Here is a 17918-nt window from a genome sequence, read left to right on the forward strand (position 1 = left end):
GGGGTTGATTGGGGCGCGGCGATGCGCGCTGTCCCTAGTCGAACAGGCCCACGGCCAGTTCTGCCCAAACGATCAGGAATGCCAGAGCCGCCAGAACGATCGCGGAAAACCGGAGCAAGGGGGTGGCAAGCCAGTGGCAAGCCGTCTCTACCGCCATGCAAAGCGCGGCCAGCATCACGCCGAAGACCATGAAATCGCCCGCACCCCAATTGACCTCGCGCGTCACCAGCATCGCTGCGGCCGGAACCAGCAAAGCGGCTGCCGCCATGCCCCATATCAGCGGGTGGAACCGGAATGCGGGAATGGACGATGTGGTTGTGGTCATCGCCATAGGTTAGCACCTTCCCAGCGTGCTGACAGCGCAAATCGGCATTTCCCGATCTGCCATCGCCGCGCTAGGGTGGTGCCCTGCTGCCGAGGAAGGAAAACCCATGGGCCTCAAGAATTGGTACGAAGCGACGATCATGCCAAAGCTGATCACCTGCGCCTGCAGTCAGGGCCAGGTGATGAAGCGCCGCGCGGCGGTGGTGCCTTTGGCGCGCGGCGACGTGTTTGAGCTGGGCTGCGGGGGCGGGATCAATCACGAATTCTATGACCCGGCCGCGATCACATCCTATGCCGGGATTGATCCGCACGAAGGCCTGCTCGACAGCACCCGCGCGGCGGCTCAGGCCAAGGGCTGGGCGGCGGATTTGCGCGCGGCCAAAGGCGAGGCGATCCCGTTCGCCGATAGCAGTTTCGATTGCGTGGTATGCACCTTCACGCTGTGTTCGGTGGATGATCCGGCGCAGGTGACGCGCGAATTGCGGCGCATTTTGCGGCCCGGCGGGCAGGCGCTGTTCCTTGAACATGGCCGCGCGCCTGATGCAGGCGTGCGCCGCTGGCAGGAACGGATTGAGCCTGTGTGGAAGCAGCTTGCCGGGGGATGCCACCTGACCCGCCCGATCGCCAGCGCCTTGCAGGACGCAGGCTTTGCGGTGGAAACGCTGGGCGATGGCTATACCCCCAAAACGCCGCGCTTTGCCGGGTGGATGGAGTGGGGGATCGCGCGCAAGCTGGCGTGAAAAGGGCGGGAGAAGTTACCCTCTCCCGCCCGTTTTCTTCAAATAGGTGCAATCAGCTCATTCGCCAAAAGTACGCTGCCACCAGCCCCGGCGCGGTGTGCCATCGGCATTGGCAGCATCAACAGCTTGATCGGCTGCAGGCACTGCATCAGGCGCGGGCTGCGATACTTCTGTCACCTCTGCCGGAGCAGCGTCTGCGACCTTCGCCTTGCGTGGGGCGCGTTTGCGCTTGGGCTTTTCGGCCGCAGCTTCAACGGCTTCCTCAACCGCAGCAGCGGGTTCCGGCGCGGGCGCGGCTTCGGGTGCAGCTTCTGCCTCTGCCTCTGCCGCAGCTTCTGCCGCCAACATTGCCTTGGTCTTGCGCGGGGCGCGTTTGCGCTTGGGCTTTTCGGCGGGCGCTTCGTCCGCTGTCGGTGCGGCTTCGGCTTCGACGGACTCGGTCTCAGCCTCGACCACGGTCAGACCGTCATCGTCGCCTTCGGTTCCAGCCGTTTGTGCTTCGCCATTGGCGCCTTCACCTTCGCCGCCTTCATCCGAGCGACGCTTGCGACCGCGACCACCCCGGCGACGACGCTTTTTCGGACGGCCTTCTGCATCAGCGGCACCATCATCGCCGGATTCGCCCGCAGGCGCATCGCTGCGATCATCGGTGTCTTCGCCATTGTCGGCGTTTTCGCTGCTGTCTTCGGCCTCGTCGGACTCGCCTTCGACACCGTCTTCACGATCACCGCGACTGCGATTGCGGCCTCCGCGCCGACGACGGCGCTTCTTGCGGCGCGCGGCGTCATCTTCGCTCTCACTGGCTTCGCTGCGCTCCCCACTGCCGCGACGCTGGCGACGCTGGGGCGCTTCACGCTCTTCTTCTTCCTCCTCGAAATCGTCCTCGGGGAGATCTTCGTCCTCTTCATCATCGATGATCGGTTCAAACTTGGGAGCCTGTGACGGGCGCGGGCCTGCGCTCGACACGCTCATCTTGGCGCCTTCATCCTCGCCTTCGGGCACGACTTCGACCGTCACGCCAAAGCGTTGTTCGATCTCGACCAGATCGGCGCGCTTTTCGTTGAGCAGGTAGATCGCCGCTTCGGTGCTGGCGGCAAGCCGGATCAGCGTGCCTCTGCCCTTCGCGGCCTCGTCCTCGATCAGGCGCAGCGCCGAAAGCCCGGCTGATGAGGCGGTGCGCACCAGCCCGGTGCCGTCGCAATGCGGGCAGGAACGGGTGGTCGCTTCGAGCACGCCGGTGCGCAGGCGCTGACGGCTCATTTCCATCAGGCCGAAGCTGGAGATGCGGCCGACCTGAATGCGCGCGCGGTCGTTTTTCAGCGCGTCCTTCATCGCCTTTTCGACTTTGCGGACGTTGTTGGAGTAATCCATGTCGATGAAGTCGATCACGACCAGGCCGGCCATGTCGCGCAGGCGCAGCTGGCGGGCGATTTCCTTGGCCGCTTCAAGATTGGTGTGAAGCGCGGTCGCTTCGATCCCGTGTTCCTTGGTCGAACGGCCCGAGTTGATGTCGATCGACACCAGCGCTTCGGTCGGGTTGATGATCAGATAGCCGCCCGATTTGAGCTGCACCATCGGATCATACATCGCGCGCAATTGGTCTTCGGCGCCATAACGCTGGAACAGCGGAACGGGATCGGAATAGGCTTTCACCCGGCGCGCATGGCTGGGCATCAGCATTTTCATGAATGCCTTGGCCGATTTGTAGCCATCCTCGCCTTCGACCACGACTTCTTCGATGTCGCGGTTATAGATATCGCGGATCGCGCGCTTGATCAGGTCGCTGTCCGAATGGATCAACGCGGGGGCGACCGAGGCCAGCGTCTTTTCGCGGATTTCATCCCACACGCGGGCGAGGTAATCGAAATCGCGTTTGATTTCTGGCTTGGTGCGGCTCATCCCGGCGGTGCGCACGATCAGGCCCATGCTGCGCGGCAGCTTCAAGTCGGAAACCATGTCCTTCAATCGTTTGCGATCGCTGGTGGAGCTGATCTTGCGGCTGATCCCGCCGCCGCTTGTGGAGTTGGGCATCAGCACGGTGTAACGTCCGGCAAGGCTGAGGTAACTGGTCAGCGCCGCGCCCTTGTTGCCGCGTTCTTCCTTGACGACCTGCACCAGCAACACCTGACGGCGCTGGATCACGTCCTGGATCTTGTAACGGCGGCGCAGTTCCTGACGCTTGGCGCGAACTTCGTCGACCTGTTTGGCGCGGGTGCGGCCCGAACCATTGGCCCCACCATTGCCTTTTTCGCCGCCCTTTTCGCCCCGGCCACCCTGACGGCGGCGCCCGCGACGACCGCGGCCCCGATCCTGATCAGCACCCTCGGTGGTTTCATCGTCGGTGGTCTCATCGTCGCTGATTTCGTCGTCAGAACCGTCATCGTCCGACGCGCCGCCTTCAAAGGTGGCGACGTCATCCTTGTCGGAGGTGTCGACTTCCTCAACGCCATTTTCAGCAAGGTCTTCGGCGAGCGCTTCGCCGCTTTCGTCCTCGGCGTCGTATTCGTCGCCGGGGGAAATGCCTTCGTCTTCTTCCTCAGCGCGCAGGCGCTCTTCTTCTTCGGCGGCTTCGGCGTCTTCGGCCAGCAGCGCGTCACGATCCGCCTTGGGGATCTGGTAATAATCGGGGTGGATTTCGCTGAAGGCGAGGAACCCGTGGCGATTACCGCCAAAATCGACAAACGCCGCCTGAAGCGATGGTTCGACCCGCGTTACCTTGGCGAGATAGATATTGCCTTTGATCTGCTTGTGTTCAGCAGATTCGAAATCGAATTCCTCAATCCGGTTGCCTGTAAGAACCGCCACCCGGGTTTCTTCCGGGTGGCGCGCATCGATAAGCATGCGCGTTGACATTGAATATTCTCCAAGCGCCCGGCCTTGCCCGCAATGGGGCATCAAGGGGGCGCGCATTGTTTGGTGAACCGGCACGGTTCAAGACCACGCCGGGGTTGGTAGCCGCGCCTGATCCACCACGGGATAGGCCAATAGCGAAGGGCGCGAAGTTCGTGTCTGCTGCAACGCAACTGCGGCGTGGTGGTAAACCTTGGGCCGCGCTTTGGTCCATCGCACCGCCAGCGAGCGAAACGCGCGCTGTGCTGGTGGGTGGGGAAAAGCGTTTCGTCACTGCATCAACCTGTTGTGAACCGGGAGCCGGAGTAAAAAGGGCGTCCGGTAGTCAGAGAGCGAAGCGGTCAGGCACCAAGGCACCATGTTGCAACCTCTCTGATCGAAGCGCTAGCACTGTGGGGCAAACCCCGCAACTCTATTGCGTTTCGCAGTCGCAAGAACGTAAGCCGCATTCGATATGAACTATCGCACCATGTTGCTGATCGTGCTGCTGGCACCCCTGTTGCTGTTGGGCGGGGCTGCGGCATTGGGGGTGCTGATCCCGGTGCCGCAATGGGGGCGCGATTATGTGCTGCGGTTTGTGGTGGACGGCGCGCGCGCGCCGCTTGAACTGCCGGATATCGCCGGCCCTGATGATCCCGCGCGCCCGCTGGTGGTGATCGATGCCGGTCATGGCGGACGTGACCCCGGTGCTATCGGCACCGATACTGAGGGGCGCAAGGTCAATGAAAAGGACATCACGCTCGCTATCGCGCTGGCGCTGCGTGATGAATTGCTGCGCGCGGGCGGCATCCGGGTGGCCATGACCCGCGGCGATGATCGCATCGTGCCGCTAGGCTACCGGCCCGAGATCGCCCGGCTGCTCGAAGCTGACCTGTTCATTTCGATCCACGCCGATTCCGCAGGAGAGCGCGCCGATGTCGGCGGGGCGAGCATCTACACCTTGTCCGATGACGCGTCGAGCGAGGCCGCGGCGCGGTTTGCTGCGCGTGAGAACGACGCCGACCGGTTGAACGGCATTGCGATTGACGACCAGAGCGAGGCGGTGAGCGCGATTCTGGTCGAACTGGCGCAGCAGCGCACACAGGAGGACGCGATCGAATTTGTCGGGTTGGTGCTGCGCGAAGGCGGGGACAAGCTCGCGTTTAACACGCAACCGCGCCGAGCCGCTGCGCTGGTGGTGCTGCGCGCGCCCGATGTGCCTTCGGTGTTGTTCGAAAGCGGGTTTGTGACCAATCGGGATGACAGGGCGCGGCTGACCACGCGGGAAGGCCGCGCGCAATATGCCAGTGTCTTGGCGCGCGCGGTGCAGGTCTATTTCGCCCGCCGCGCCGATACCGCTGCGCTGACTGCGGGCGGGGAATAGGCATCTAAATCGGCTAGCCATTGCACCCGCGCGCGTGCTAGTCGCTTCGCGCCGATGACCGACCTGACACCCGCCACTGATACCCAACCGCTATGGGCCTATCTGCGCTACCGCGTGAACCGCGATATCGCGGCGGCGCTGGCGTGGTTTGGCGAAAAATGGCGCCAAAGCCTGCTGTTCAAACTCGCCGCAGCGGCGGTTGGCGCGTTTCTGGTGATCTGGATTGCGGTGTTCGTCTGGCTCGCCAGCGATCTGCCTGAGGCTGACGCGCTGCTGACCTATGAAACCCCGCTGCCTTCGGTGGTGCGCGGGGTGGATGGCGAGATTGTCCATTCCTATGCCCGCGAACGCCGGGTGCAGCTTCAATATGCCGATTTTCCCGAACAGTTGATCGAGGCCTATCTCGCGGCCGAGGACAAGACCTTTTTTAGCCACGGCGGGGTCGATTTCTTTGGCACATTAAACGCAGTGTTCGATTATGCCAGCAAGATGGGATCGGGCGAGCGTGCGGTGGGCGGGTCGACGATCACGCAGCAGGTCGCCAAGAACCTGCTGCTGGGCGATGAATATTCGGTCACGCGCAAGCTCAAGGAAATGATCCTTGCCGGACGCATCGAACAGGTGCTGACCAAGCAGGAAATCCTTGAACTTTACCTCAATGAAATCCCCCTCGGACGGCGGTCGTTCGGGGTGCAGGCGGCCTCACGCGCTTATTTTGACCGCGACGTGGACGAGTTGGAACTGCACCAGATGGCGTTTCTGGCGATCCTGCCCAAGGCCCCCGAACGCTATGGCCGCAAGGGGCAGGAACAGGTCGCGCTGGATCGCCGCAATTTCGTGCTGAGTCAGATGGAGGCCAATGGCTTTATCACTGCGGCGCAGAGTCGCGCGGCGGCGGCCAAGCCTTTGGGCCTTGTCACCCAGCGCCGCGAACGTAGCGTGGATGCGGGATATTTCCTAGAAGAAGTGCGCCGCGAACTGATCGACCGTTTCGGTGAAACCGCCGAAGATGGCGGCAATAGCGTCTATGCAGGCGGGTTGTGGGTGCGCACCTCGCTCGATCCCGAAATTCAGCTCGCCGCGCGCGATGCCTTGCGTGAAGGGTTGCTGCGCTATCACGGCGGTCGCGCATGGAGCGGGCCGATTGCCACTATTGACGTTGGCGAGGGCAATTGGGCGGGCCAGCTTGCCAGCTCGCCTTTGGGGATCAATTATCGTAACTGGCGCATCGGTGTCGTCACCAGCCGCAGCGGATCATCGGCGCGGATCGGCTTTGCTGATGGCGCTGAGGCGCCGCTATCGGGCCTGCCCAATGCGCTCAAGGCAGGTGATGTGATCGCCGCCAGCCCAGCGGGTAATGGCTGGCAAGTGCGCACTATTCCCGAAGCGCAAGGCGCGTTGGTGGTGCAAGCTGCACAATCAGGCCGCGTGGTGGCGATGCAGGGCGGGTTTGACTACCGCCTGTCCGATTTCAACCGCGCGACACAGGCGATGCGGCAGCCGGGCTCGACGATCAAACCGTTCGTCTATGCCGCCGGGCTGGACAATGGCATGACCCCGTCAACCCAGATCGATAATTCGCGCTTCTGCTATTATCAGGGCGCCAACCTCGGCGAAAAGTGCATTCGCGGCGGGCGCGGCGCGGGTGGGCAGCACCCGATGCGGTATGGCCTTGAACAGTCGCAGAACATCATGACCGTGCAGATCGGCATGGCTGCGGGTATGCCCAATGTTGTCGAGGAGATTGAAAAGCTCGGGATCGGCAAGTTTGCACCCTATCCTTCCACCGCGCTGGGCGCAGGCGAATCGACGCTGGTGAAAATGGTCAGCGGTTACAGCGCGCTCGCCAATCATGGACGGCTGAATGCGCCGACCGTTATCGATTATGTGCAGGATCGGCGCGGCAAGGTGCTGTGGCGCGCCGATACCCGCAATTGCCGGGGGTGCAGCATGGCCGAATGGGACGGCAAACCAATGCCGCGCATGGGCATCAGAGGCCAACAGGCGATGGACGCGCGCACCGCGTTTCAGGTGATGCATATGCTGCGCGGCGCGGTCAGCCGGGGCACGGCGACGGTGCTCAATCCGCTCAATCTGCCGCTGTTCGGCAAGACCGGCACCACCACCGGGCCAAAGGACGTGTGGTTCATCGGCGGCACTCAGCAATATGTCGCGGGTGCCTATGTCGGCTTTGACCAGCCGCGCAATATGGGCGGCTATGCCTATGGCGGCACGATCGCCGCTCCGATCATCAAAAGCCTGATCGAAAAAACCCGCCAGAAGTGGTCTGACCTTCCTCCGGTTGCGCCGCAGGGCGTGCGGATGGTGCGGGTGGATCGCCGCTCGGGCAAGCAGGTCTATGAAGGCTGGCCGACCGATGACCCCAGATCGGCGATCATCTGGGAAGCGTTCAAACCCGATACTGAGCCAGAACGTTTCACCCGGCAGGACGAAATCGCGGCCCGGCGCAACGAGATTCTTCAACTGATCCGCGCTGGCCGAGAAACTGCCGAAAGCATAGTGGTCGATGCGCCCGATGGACGGCCAGCCAATTTTGTCGAGGAACAGGGCGGGATTTACTGAACTGCCTTGGCGCGCGGTGCGTTGAAGGAAATGCACCGCGCGTTGCGCAGCGCCGGGTGCTTTACAATCGCGCCGCCAGCGTTAAGCGGGGCCGACTTTTTGCGTGACCAAAGGATCAACCATGCGGGCCGAGGCCCAAGCCTTTATCAACCGGATCGAAGCGGCGCTGTCATTGGTGCGTCTGTCGCTTGACTGGGAACGTGCGCTGCGGCGGCTCGATGAACTCAACGCGCGGGTGCAAGACCCCGCGCTGTGGGACAATCCCAAGCAGGCGCAGGCGATCAGCCGCGAACAAAAGACGCTTGAAAATGCGGTGAACACCGTCAACGAAATCGCCGCTGAAATGGCTGACGCGATCGAGTTCATCGAAATGGGAGAGGCAGAGGGCGAGGATAGCATCGTCGCTGATGGCCTAGCCACGCTCGAACGGCTCGCCGACCGCGCCGATGCGGATAAGGTGCAGGCGCTGCTTTCGGGTGAGGCGGACGCCAACGACACCTATATCGAAATTCACGCAGGCGCAGGCGGCACCGAAAGCCAGGACTGGGCCGAAATGCTGTTTCGGATGTATGGCCGCTGGGCCGAACGGCGCGGCTACAAGGTCGAAACGGTCGAATATCAGGCGGGCGATCAGGCCGGGATCAAATCGGCCACGCTGCTGATCAAGGGCGAAAATGCCTATGGCTATGCCAAGACCGAAAGCGGCGTCCACCGGCTGGTGCGCATCAGCCCCTATGATAGCAGCGCGCGGCGGCACACCTCGTTCAGTTCGGTTTGGGTCTATCCCGTGATTGACGACTCTTTTGAAATCGAGGTCAATCCGGCAGACCTCAAGATCGATACCTATCGCGCATCGGGTTCGGGCGGGCAGCACGTCAACACCACCGATTCGGCGGTGCGCTTTACCCACATCCCGACCGGGATCGTGGTGGCGTGCCAGAATGATCGCAGCCAGCACAAGAACCGCGAAACCGCGATGAATATGCTCAAGGCACGGCTGTTCGAACGCGAAATGGCGATGCGCGAAGCGGCTGCCAGCGGCGAATATCAGGAAAAAAGCGAAATTGGCTGGGGCCACCAGATCCGGTCATACGTGTTGCAGCCCTATCAGATGGTCAAAGACCTGCGCACCGGGGTCGTTTCTACTGCGCCTGACAGCGTGCTTGATGGCGCAATCGATCTGTTCATTTCAGCCGCGCTCGCCCAGCGGGTGACGGGCGAGACAGTCGAAATCGAGGATGTGGAATAATGATGGCGATGGGGCGTCCGCTTGCGGTGGCCGTGGCGGCTGCGGCCATGCTGCTGCTGTCGGCCTGCGATCAGATCATGCCCGTTGTGGTGGATCAGCCCGAAAGCACGGCCCAATTTCCCAAACCGGATCGCCCGGTAGCGAAGGTAATTTCGAACCAGTTTTCCAACGAAGATGCGCGTGATGAGCGAAATGAAGCGCAGGTCGTGATGGACCTCGCCAATATCCGCGCCGGAATGACAGTGGCGGATATCGGCGCGGGCGAAGGCTACTATACCGTGCGCCTCGCCGAGCGTGTGGGGGCAGACGGACGCGTGTTGGCGCAGGATATCAGCCGCGATGCGCTGGAACGGCTGGGCCGCCGGGTTGAGCGCGAGCGGCTTGAAAACATCTCGATCAAGCTGGGCGAAGCCGCCGATCCGCAGCTGCCTCCTGACAGTTTCGACCGCATCTTCATGGTTCATATGTATCACGAAGTGACCGAGCCCTACGCCTTTTTGTGGCATATGTGGCCTGCGCTTAACGCCGGCGGGCAGATCATTGTTGTGGAAAGCAACAGCCCGATCGGCACGCACGGGATGCCGCACCGGCTGCTGTTCTGCGAATTCGAGGCGGTCGGCTATGTGCTGGTAGAATATGTCGAGCGGCCAGACATCAAAGGATATTTTGCACGGTTTGAACGCGGTAAAGCCCGCACCAGACCAGAGGCGATCCGCGCCTGCAGCGCGGGCTAGCAAAAGCGCCGCCTCAAGCGTTGCGGCGCGCGTATCGGATCACTATGTCACAATAAAGGAATGCGCGTCAGGAACGGCGCGAAGGGGAGTTTTCATTGTTCAAGGGATTGAGCCCGATCGTCTATGGCGGGCGAGAAGTGTGGCCGCTGGTCGAAGGCGGCAAAGGCGTATCGGCAACCAACCATGCGAGTTCAGGCGCGTGGGCGGCGGCGGGCGGAATTGGCACGGTCAGCGCAGTCAACGCCGATAGCTATGATGCAGACGGCAACCCGATTCCGCAGATATATCACGGCGCAACGCGCGGCGAACGCCATCAGGAATTGATCCGTTACGCCGTTGATGGCGCGACCACGCAGGTCAAACAGGCCTATGAAATCGCAGGCGGCAAGGGCGCGATCAACATCAACGTGTTGTGGGAAATGGGCGGGGCGCAGGCCGTGCTCGAAGGCGTGCTGGAAAACACCCGCGGCATGGTGACCGGCGTCACCTGCGGGGCAGGGATGCCTTACAAGCTGGCGGAAATCGCGGCGCGGTTCAATGTGTCCTACCTGCCGATCATCAGTTCGGGCCGGGCGTTCCGCGCGTTGTGGAAACGCAGCTATCACAAGGTGCCTGAACTGATGGCGGCGGTGGTCTATGAAGACCCATGGCTGGCGGGCGGGCATAATGGCCTTTCCAACGCCGAAGACCCGACCATGCCGCAAGACCCCTATCCGCGCGTCAAGGAGCTGCGCGCGATGATGCGCGCCGAGGGTGTGAGCGAGGATGTGGCGATCGTGATGGCGGGCGGGGTGTGGTACCTGCGCGAATGGAACGACTGGATCGACAATCCCGAACTCGGCAAGATCGCATTCCAGTTCGGCACGCGCCCCTTGCTCACCCGCGAAAGTCCGATCCCGCAGATCTGGAAGGATATGCTCCGCACGGTCGAGCCGGGCGATGTGCTGCTGCACAAGTTCTCGCCCACCGGGTTTTATTCGAGCGCGGTCAAGACCCCGTTCCTGTATGAATTGATGCACCGGTCAGAACGCCAGATTGCGTTTTTCAAGCGCGGCGCGGAAGAAGGCACGGTGCAACTCGGCGAAGACGGCAAGGCGCGCAGTTTCTGGGTGCGGCCAGAGGATAAGGCCAAGGCGGAAATCTGGATGCGCGCCGGGCATACCGAGCCGCTCAAGACTCCCGACGGCACCATCGTATTTGTCACGCCCGATGCGCGCGATACCATCCGCGACGATCAGCAGGCCTGCATGGGCTGCCTGTCGCATTGCGGGTTTTCCAGCTGGAAAGACCACGATGATTACACCACCGGGCGCCTCGCCGACCCGCGCAGCTTCTGCATTCAGAAGACCTTGCAAGACATCGCCCACGGCGATCATCCCGACAACAACCTCGCCTTTGCAGGCCACGCGGCCTACCGTTTCAAGACCGATCCGTTCTTCTCCAACGGCTACACGCCGAGCGTTGGCGAGTTGGTCGAGCGGATTTTGACGGGGGATTAGAGGCAGTCGCCGAAAGTCGGCGGTCCATCGCGGGCTAGAAGCTCGTCGATGGACTGCATAACCTTCTCGCGATTGGCGTCACGATAGTATTCGTAGAACCTATAGTCTTCGCCGAGTTCACAAATGCGTTTGTCGGGTGGGGATGCAACGCCTTGATCTGCCTTGAATTGTTCGAGTTGAGCATCACCGCCGGGCAAGTTCCGAACGAGATAATCATCGAAGCGGTCGGTCCATGATTGAAGCTGGGACTGAAACGCCAGGTCGTCCTCGGGGAAGCATGCCTCCCCCTGATTTCGGGCGAAGTGGAGCAGGACGGCAGAGCAAAGCACACCTTCTCCCGGTGGTACGATGCGCTTCGCAGGAGGCGCAACTCCGAGCAGAGCGGTTGCCGATAAGGCGAGAAAAAATCTCCTCACCGCACCAGCGCCGTCAGCACCTGATCGGGCGGCCTGTGCCCGTCGGCCCATATGCGGATGTTGGCGATCACCTTGTGGCCCGAATCCTCGCGGCCTTCCGCAGTGGCGCTGCCGATGTGGGGGAGGGTCATTACGTTGGGGTGCTCGATCAAGCGGTGGTCGACGTTGGGCTCGTCCGGGTAAACATCCAGCCCCGCGCCCGCCAGATGGCCCGATTGCAGCGCCGCGATCAGTGCTTCCTGATCGATCAACTCGCCGCGCGCGGTGTTGATGATGCTGCTGCCCGGCTTCATCAGCGCAATCCGCCGCGCGTCGACAAGGTGGCGCGTGTCGTCGGTCAAAGGGCAGTGCAGCGTGAGAATGTCCGCCTCGGCCATCAGTGCATCGATATCGGCGACGTATCGCGCGCCGAGCATCCGTTCAAGCGCTTCGGGCAGCGGCTTGCGGTTGGTATAGGCGATCTCCAGACCGAAGGCGCGGGCGCGGTGGGCGACCGCTTGGCCGATCCGCCCCATGCCGACGATGCCCAGCACCTTGCCCGCCAGCTTACGCCCCAGCAGGCCCGAAGGTGCCCAACCTGTCCATTCGCCGCGCCGAACGAGGCCGATACCTTCACGTATCCGGCGCGGCACGCCAATGATCCCGGCCATAGTCAAATCGGCGGTGTCATCGGTGAACACACCGGGGGTGTTGGTGACGAGGATGCGTCGCGCGGCGGCGGCGGCCAGATCAATATGTTCCGTCCCCGCGCCGAAATTGGCGATCAGGCCCAGGCGATCACCCGCGCCTGCGATCAGATCGGCGTCGATCCGGTCAGTCACGGTCGGCACCAGCACGTCGCAATCGCGCATCGCGGCGGCAAGCTGTTCGCGGGTCAGCGGCACGTCGCCCTCGTTCAGCGCCACATCAAACAGCTCGCGCATCCGCGCCTCGACTGCGGGCATCAGGTGGCGGGTGACGATCACGCGCGGGCGTTCAAGGGGTAGGTGGGCAATCGGGGTGCGGGTTTCTGGCATAGGTATCGGCTAATACCGCAGGGGCCGCGCGGTCAAGCTGCGATCCGGCATGTGCGGCTTGAACAGGACGGGGCAGTGCGGCTATCGCAGCGGATGATGTGGGGATTCCGTAACTTTATCGCATTTTGTCTTGCCCTCGCGGCAGGGCTGACCGTGTTCACCGCGCCGCTGCGGGCGCAGGATCGGGCGCTGCCCTATTGGGCGTCGCTGCGTTATGACGAGGTGCGGATGCGGGTCGGGCCGAGCGAGGAGTACCCGATCGAGTGGGTATACAAGCGCAAGGGCCTGCCGGTGAAGGTTGTGCGGGTGCGCGAAGGCTGGCGTCTGGTCGAAGATCCCGAAGGCGCGCGCGGCTGGATTGCGCGCAGCCAGCTTGACCCTGCGCGCGGGGTGATGGTGGTGGGGACAGGGCTGGCTGATGTGCGGGCCGAGGCATCGCCCACGTCGGCGCTCAATTGGCGGGCGCAGCCCGGTGTGGTCGCTACCCTGCTGCGCTGCCGTGAAAGCTGGTGCGAAGTCGATATTGCCGGGCGCAAGGGCTGGACGCTGCGCGAACGCCTGTGGGGCGCAGAGGATTTGCCGGGCGACGAATAGGCCGGGCGACCGCCAAGCCGCCCGGCGTTTCGCCTTAGATCAACTCCACCGCAACCGCGGTCGCTTCCCCGCCGCCGATGCACAAGGACGCTACGCCGCGCGTCTTGCCCTGCGCCTTCAATGCGCCAAGCAGGGTGACGATGATCCGCGCACCGCTCGCGCCGATGGGGTGGCCCAATGCCGTGCCGCCGCCGTTGACGTTGATCTTGTCGTGCGGGATGCCAAGATCGCGCATCGCAAACATCGCCACGCAGGCGAAGGCTTCGTTGACTTCAAACAGATCGACATCATCGACGCTCCACCCGGCGCGGTCGAGCACTTTCTGGATCGCGGGGATCGGCGCGGTGGTGAAATCCGCCGGGGCCTGCGCGTGCGCTGCGGTGGCGACGATCCGTGCGACGGGGGTGTAGCCCTTGTCAGCGGCCACACTTGCGCGGGTCAGCACCAATGCGGCGGCACCATCCGAAATAGAACTGGACGTCGCGGCGGTGATCGTCCCGTCCTTGGCGAAGGCGGGGCGCAGTTGCGGGATCTTGTCAGGGCGGCCTTTACTGGGGGATTCGTCGTGTTCCACCACAACATCGCCTGCGCGGGTTTTCACCGTCACCGGCACGACTTCGTCGGCAAACGCGCCGCTGGCAATCGCACGGTTGGCGCGGGCGAGCGATTCGATGGTGTAGGCATCCATCTCGTCGCGGGTCATCTGATAGGCGTTGGCGGTATCCTGAGCAAAAGTGCCCATCGCGCGGCCCGGTTCATAGGCATCTTCCAGCCCATCAAGGAACATGTGGTCATAGGCCGTATCATGCCCCAACCGCGCGCCCGAGCGGTGCTTTTTGAGCAGGTAAGGCGCGTTGGTCATGCTCTCCATCCCGCCGGCAACCACCACGTCGATGGTGCCACTGGCGAGCGCTTCGGCCCCCATGATCACGGTCTGCATTCCGCTGCCGCACACCTTGTTGACGGTGGTGGCCTGAACGGAAAGCGGCAGGCCCGCCTTGATCGCGGCCTGGCGCGCCGGGGCCTGGCCAAGCCCAGCGGGCAGCACGCAGCCGATATAGGCACGGTCGATATCCTCACCCGCCACGCCGGCGCGCTCAACCGCCGCCTTGACCGCCACCGCGCCAAGATCGGTCGCGGCAACATCGGCCAGCGCGCCCTGCATCGCGCCCATCGGGGTGCGGGCGTAAGAAAGGATCACGATCGGGTCGGCGGCGGAAAACTGGGTCATGGCAAAGTCCTTGCGTCACGTAGGGGGTGGTGATCCCCCAATGTAATGCTGCGTCGCAGTATTGGCAATCATAGTCGCGTGGCTGCAACCGCCTTGTCAGCGGGCGGGCTTTGCGCGAAGATGCGTCGCAAATGAAAACGCATCACTGCGAATGGGAGAATGACATGGCCGATGATCGCCGCGAAGAACTCGAAGCCCTGCTGACGCGCCAACGCGCTGCCTTCACCGCTTCGCGCCCGGAACCAATGTCGCAGCGCAAAGACCGCATCCGGCGCGCGATTGCTCTGGTGAAGGATCACGGTGATGATTTCGCCAAGGCGATGAGCGCGGATTTCGGTAACCGTTCCTACGCGCAATCGATGCTGACCGATGTTGCGGCGACCGTGGCTGCGGGCAATGATGCCCTGAAACACATGGACAAGTGGGCCAAGCCCGACAAGCGCAAGGTGCAGTTCCCGCTCGGCCTGCTGGGCGCGCGGGCCGAGGTGCGGTATGAACCCAAGGGCGTGATCGGCATCCTATCCCCGTGGAATTTCCCGCTTCAGCTTGCCTTTGGCCCGTTGATGCAGGTGTTTGCAGCGGGCAATCGTGCGATGATCAAACCGTCCGAATTTACCGAGCGCACCAGCGAGTTGATGGCGCAGTTGACGGCCGAATATTTCGCACCCGAAGAAGTCGCGGTTGTTACCGGTGGGCCGGAAGTCGCCGCCGCGTTTTCCTCGCTGCCGTTCGATCATCTGGTGTTCACCGGGTCGACCGCGACGGGCCGCCGGGTGATGCAGGCCGCCGCCGCGAACCTCGTTCCGGTAACGCTTGAACTCGGCGGAAAATCGCCCGTCATCATGGGCCGCAGCGCCGATTTCGCCAAGGCAGGCGAACGGATTGCGATTGGCAAAATGCTCAACGCCGGGCAAATCTGCCTCGCGCCCGATTACATGATCGTGCCCGAAGACAAGCAGGACGAAGCGGTGGCGGGCGTCGTCGGCGCGGCGAGCGCGATGTATCCGCGCCTGCTCGATAATGATGACTACGCTTCGATCGTGTCCGACCGCCACTTTGAGCGGCTGCAAGGCCTGATCGAAGACGCGCGCGGCAAGGGCGCCGAGGTGATCGAGGTCAATCCCGCTGGCGAGGATTTCACAAACGCCAACCAACGCAAGATGCCGCTCACCATCCTGAAAAACGTCACCGAAGATATGGCGGCGATGCAAGAGGAAATCTTCGGCCCGGTATTGCCGGTGATGACCTACAAGGCGCTCGATCAGGCGGTGGATTACGTCAACGATCATGATCGCCCGCTCGGCCTGTATTATTTCGGTGAGGACAAAGGCGAACAGGAACGTGTGCTGACCCGAACGATTTCAGGCGGGGTGACGACCAATGACGTGATTTTCCACGTTTCGATGGAAGACCTGCCGTTCGGCGGGGTCGGCCCGTCGGGGATGGGGTCTTACCACGCCATCGAAGGCTTCCGCGAATTCAGCCACGCCCGCGCGGTTTATCACCAGCCCAAGATCGACATCGCCAAGCTTGCCGGATTGAAGCCGCCCTATGGCAAGGCGACCGACAAGGCGGCGGCGAACATGATGAAGTAAGGGGCGGGCGCAACAGGTGTTCGATTTCCCGCAACACCAATAAGGGAATTTGTCGGAGTCACAGGCTTGCGCCTGCCGTTCGACGGGCTTAGGGCGGCCATCGGAATTAACAGCTTGGACAACGCCGTGGTCGATCTCAGCCAGTATCTTCCGATACTGTTATTCGTGCTCGTTGCCTTCGGGCTCTCGCTCCTGTTCGTGGTGGCGCCGATGGCGGTGTCTCGGCTGACCGGCACGCACAACCCGGATGCCGAAAAACTCAGCGAGTATGAATGCGGTTTCCCCGCGTTTGAGGACGCACGCAGCCAGTTTGATGTGCGGTTCTACCTCGTGGCGATCAGCTTTATCGTGTTCGATCTTGAAGCCGCATTCCTGTTCCCTTGGGCGGTCAGCCTTGGCGAAACGGGCTGGGTTGGCTGGGGCGGCATGATGGTGTTCCTGTTCATCCTTGCGGTTGGGCTGGCTTATGAATGGAAGAAAGGGGCGTTGGATTGGGAATGAATACGACCATTACTCCTCCCCAAGGACTTCCTGACATTTCGGCGCTCACCACCGCCAAGGGCGGCGAGTTGCGTCAGCCCGATGCGTCCTATTTCACCGCGTTGCAGACAGAGGTGAATGACAAGGGCTTCCTCGTGACTTCGACCGAGGATCTGTTCCAGTGGGCGCGCACCGGCAGCTTGTGGTGGATGACCTTCGGCCTCGCCTGCTGCGCGGTCGAGATGATCCACGTCAATATGCCGCGTTACGACATGGAGCGTTTCGGCGCTGCCCCGCGTGCGTCCCCGCGTCAGTCGGACGTGATGATCGTGGCGGGCACGCTTTGCAATAAGATGGCCCCGGCGCTGCGCAAGGTTTACGACCAGATGTCCGATCCCAAATACGTGATCAGCATGGGCAGCTGCGCCAATGGCGGTGGCTATTATCATTACAGCTATTCGGTGGTGCGCGGCTGTGACCGGATTGTGCCGGTGGATATTTACGTGCCCGGATGCCCGCCGACGGCCGAGGCGCTGCTGTACGGCGTCATGCAGCTCCAGCGCAAAATCCGCCGCGTCGGCACGATTGAGAGGTAAGGGCGATGGCCGTTCTCCACTCCGCCCCGAAATTCGCCTCGAACGAAGGCGTGATTGACGCGATCAGCGAAAGCATCAGCGTGTGGCTGATCGATGCGCAAGAAGCGCATGGCGAGGTATCGTTCCGCGTCCAGCGCGATGGCATCGAACAGGTGCTGCGCAGCTTGCGTGACGATCACCAATATCAGCAGTTGATGGAAATCGCCGGGGTTGATTACCTCGACCGCGCGGAGCGGTTCGAGGTGGTCTATATGCTCCTGAGCCTGACCAAAAACCACCGCGTGATGGTGAAATGTTCGGCTGACGAGGACACCCCGGTTCCGACCGTCACGAGGCTGTGGCCCAACGCGGGCTGGCTGGAACGCGAAGTGTTCGACATGTTCGGCGTCACTTTCGCGGGCAACCCCGATCTGCGCCGCATCCTCACCGATTACGGGTTTGAAGGTCACCCGTTCCGCAAGGACTTCCCACTCACCGGCTACACCGAACTACGCTATTCCGAAGAGGAAAAGCGGGTGGTGTATGAACCGGTCGAACTGGCGCAGGAAATGCGCGAGTTTGATTTCCTCTCCCCATGGGAAGGAGCAGATTACGTGCTGCCCGGAGACGAGAAGGCCCCTGCGGTGCCGCCTGCCGGGGAGGCGAAGA

At 62.5% G+C, this 17918-nt stretch carries 15 protein-coding genes and 1 pseudogene; 11 read left to right on the plus strand and 5 right to left on the minus strand.

What is annotated here, in order from left to right:
• Nucleotides 1-34 precede the first annotated feature (34 nt).
• Complete coding sequence (locus ABIE62_RS06095) at nt 35-325, minus strand: hypothetical protein (RefSeq protein ID WP_354324426.1); 291 nt, start codon at nt 323-325, stop codon at nt 35-37.
• 106 nt (nt 326-431) lie between these two features.
• On the opposite strand from ABIE62_RS06095, the gene ABIE62_RS06100 reads away from it, so the two are divergent.
• A complete protein-coding gene (locus ABIE62_RS06100; protein WP_354324428.1) occupies nt 432-1064 on the plus strand; it encodes a class I SAM-dependent methyltransferase in 633 nt (210 codons plus the stop codon).
• A 57-nt stretch (nt 1065-1121) separates the two neighbouring features.
• Here ABIE62_RS06100 and ABIE62_RS06105 read toward each other — a convergent pair whose 3' ends face one another.
• Nucleotides 1122-3917: an Rne/Rng family ribonuclease gene (locus tag ABIE62_RS06105; RefSeq protein WP_354324429.1), complete on the minus strand. Its 2796-nt coding sequence runs from the start codon at nt 3915-3917 to the stop codon at nt 1122-1124.
• A gap of 451 nt (nt 3918-4368) precedes the next feature.
• On the opposite strand from ABIE62_RS06105, the gene ABIE62_RS06110 reads away from it, so the two are divergent.
• The 5 genes from ABIE62_RS06110 (at nt 4369) to ABIE62_RS06130 (ending at nt 11342) form a co-directional block, all read left to right on the plus strand.
• The gene (locus ABIE62_RS06110; RefSeq protein WP_354324431.1) at nt 4369-5277 is read left to right on the plus strand and encodes an N-acetylmuramoyl-L-alanine amidase family protein; all 909 of its coding nucleotides are present in this window, start codon (nt 4369-4371) and stop codon (nt 5275-5277) included.
• A gap of 54 nt (nt 5278-5331) precedes the next feature.
• On the plus strand, nt 5332-7860 hold the full coding sequence (locus ABIE62_RS06115) for a penicillin-binding protein 1A (protein WP_354324432.1): 2529 nt from the start codon (nt 5332-5334) through the stop codon (nt 7858-7860).
• Nucleotides 7861-7981: 121 nt separating this feature from the next.
• The gene (gene prfB, locus ABIE62_RS06120) at nt 7982-9109 is read left to right on the plus strand and encodes a peptide chain release factor 2 (protein ID WP_354324433.1); all 1128 of its coding nucleotides are present in this window, start codon (nt 7982-7984) and stop codon (nt 9107-9109) included.
• Nucleotides 9110-9111: 2 nt separating this feature from the next.
• On the plus strand, nt 9112-9843 hold the full coding sequence (locus ABIE62_RS06125; protein ID WP_354324526.1) for a class I SAM-dependent methyltransferase: 732 nt from the start codon (nt 9112-9114) through the stop codon (nt 9841-9843).
• A gap of 95 nt (nt 9844-9938) precedes the next feature.
• Nucleotides 9939-11342, plus strand: a complete 1404-nt coding sequence (locus ABIE62_RS06130; protein WP_354324434.1) for an NAD(P)H-dependent flavin oxidoreductase — start codon at nt 9939-9941, stop codon at nt 11340-11342.
• Here ABIE62_RS06130 and ABIE62_RS06135 read toward each other — a convergent pair.
• Nucleotides 11339-11758, minus strand: a complete 420-nt coding sequence (locus ABIE62_RS06135; protein WP_354324436.1) for a hypothetical protein — start codon at nt 11756-11758, stop codon at nt 11339-11341. The genes ABIE62_RS06130 and ABIE62_RS06135 overlap by 4 nt on opposite strands.
• Nucleotides 11755-12774, minus strand: a complete 1020-nt coding sequence (locus tag ABIE62_RS06140) for a 2-hydroxyacid dehydrogenase (protein ID WP_354324438.1) — start codon at nt 12772-12774, stop codon at nt 11755-11757. The genes ABIE62_RS06135 and ABIE62_RS06140 overlap by 4 nt, the downstream gene beginning before the upstream one ends.
• Before the next feature lie 93 nt (nt 12775-12867).
• On the opposite strand from ABIE62_RS06140, the gene ABIE62_RS06145 reads away from it, so the two are divergent.
• Complete coding sequence (locus ABIE62_RS06145; RefSeq protein WP_354324440.1) at nt 12868-13368, plus strand: SH3 domain-containing protein; 501 nt, start codon at nt 12868-12870, stop codon at nt 13366-13368.
• A gap of 34 nt (nt 13369-13402) precedes the next feature.
• On the opposite strand, the gene ABIE62_RS06150 is transcribed toward ABIE62_RS06145, so the two are convergent.
• A complete protein-coding gene (locus ABIE62_RS06150) occupies nt 13403-14599 on the minus strand; it encodes an acetyl-CoA C-acyltransferase (protein ID WP_354324441.1) in 1197 nt (398 codons plus the stop codon).
• 164 nt (nt 14600-14763) lie between these two features.
• Between ABIE62_RS06150 and ABIE62_RS06155 the strand changes: the two genes are divergently transcribed.
• From ABIE62_RS06155 to ABIE62_RS06170, 4 genes and pseudogenes are all read left to right on the plus strand, one after another.
• Nucleotides 14764-16194 carry a coniferyl aldehyde dehydrogenase gene (locus ABIE62_RS06155; RefSeq protein WP_354324528.1) on the plus strand — a complete coding sequence of 477 codons (1431 nt, stop codon included), beginning with the start codon at nt 14764-14766 and terminating at the stop codon, nt 16192-16194.
• A 126-nt stretch (nt 16195-16320) separates the two neighbouring features.
• Nucleotides 16321-16695 carry an NADH-quinone oxidoreductase subunit A gene (locus ABIE62_RS06160; RefSeq protein WP_354324530.1) on the plus strand — a complete coding sequence of 125 codons (375 nt, stop codon included), beginning with the start codon at nt 16321-16323 and terminating at the stop codon, nt 16693-16695.
• Nucleotides 16692-17270, plus strand: coding sequence for a NuoB/complex I 20 kDa subunit family protein (locus ABIE62_RS06165; protein WP_354324442.1), 579 nt, complete (start codon nt 16692-16694; stop codon nt 17268-17270). Before ABIE62_RS06160 ends, ABIE62_RS06165 begins: the two co-directional genes overlap by 4 nt.
• A 5-nt stretch (nt 17271-17275) precedes the next feature.
• Nucleotides 17276-17917 (plus strand): annotated as a pseudogene (locus tag ABIE62_RS06170) (NADH-quinone oxidoreductase subunit C); the annotation flags it as partial.
• Nucleotide 17918: the final 1 nt, after the last annotated feature.

Source organism: Porphyrobacter sp. MBR-155 (assembly GCF_040547625.1).
Lineage (GTDB): Bacteria > Pseudomonadota > Alphaproteobacteria > Sphingomonadales > Sphingomonadaceae > Erythrobacter.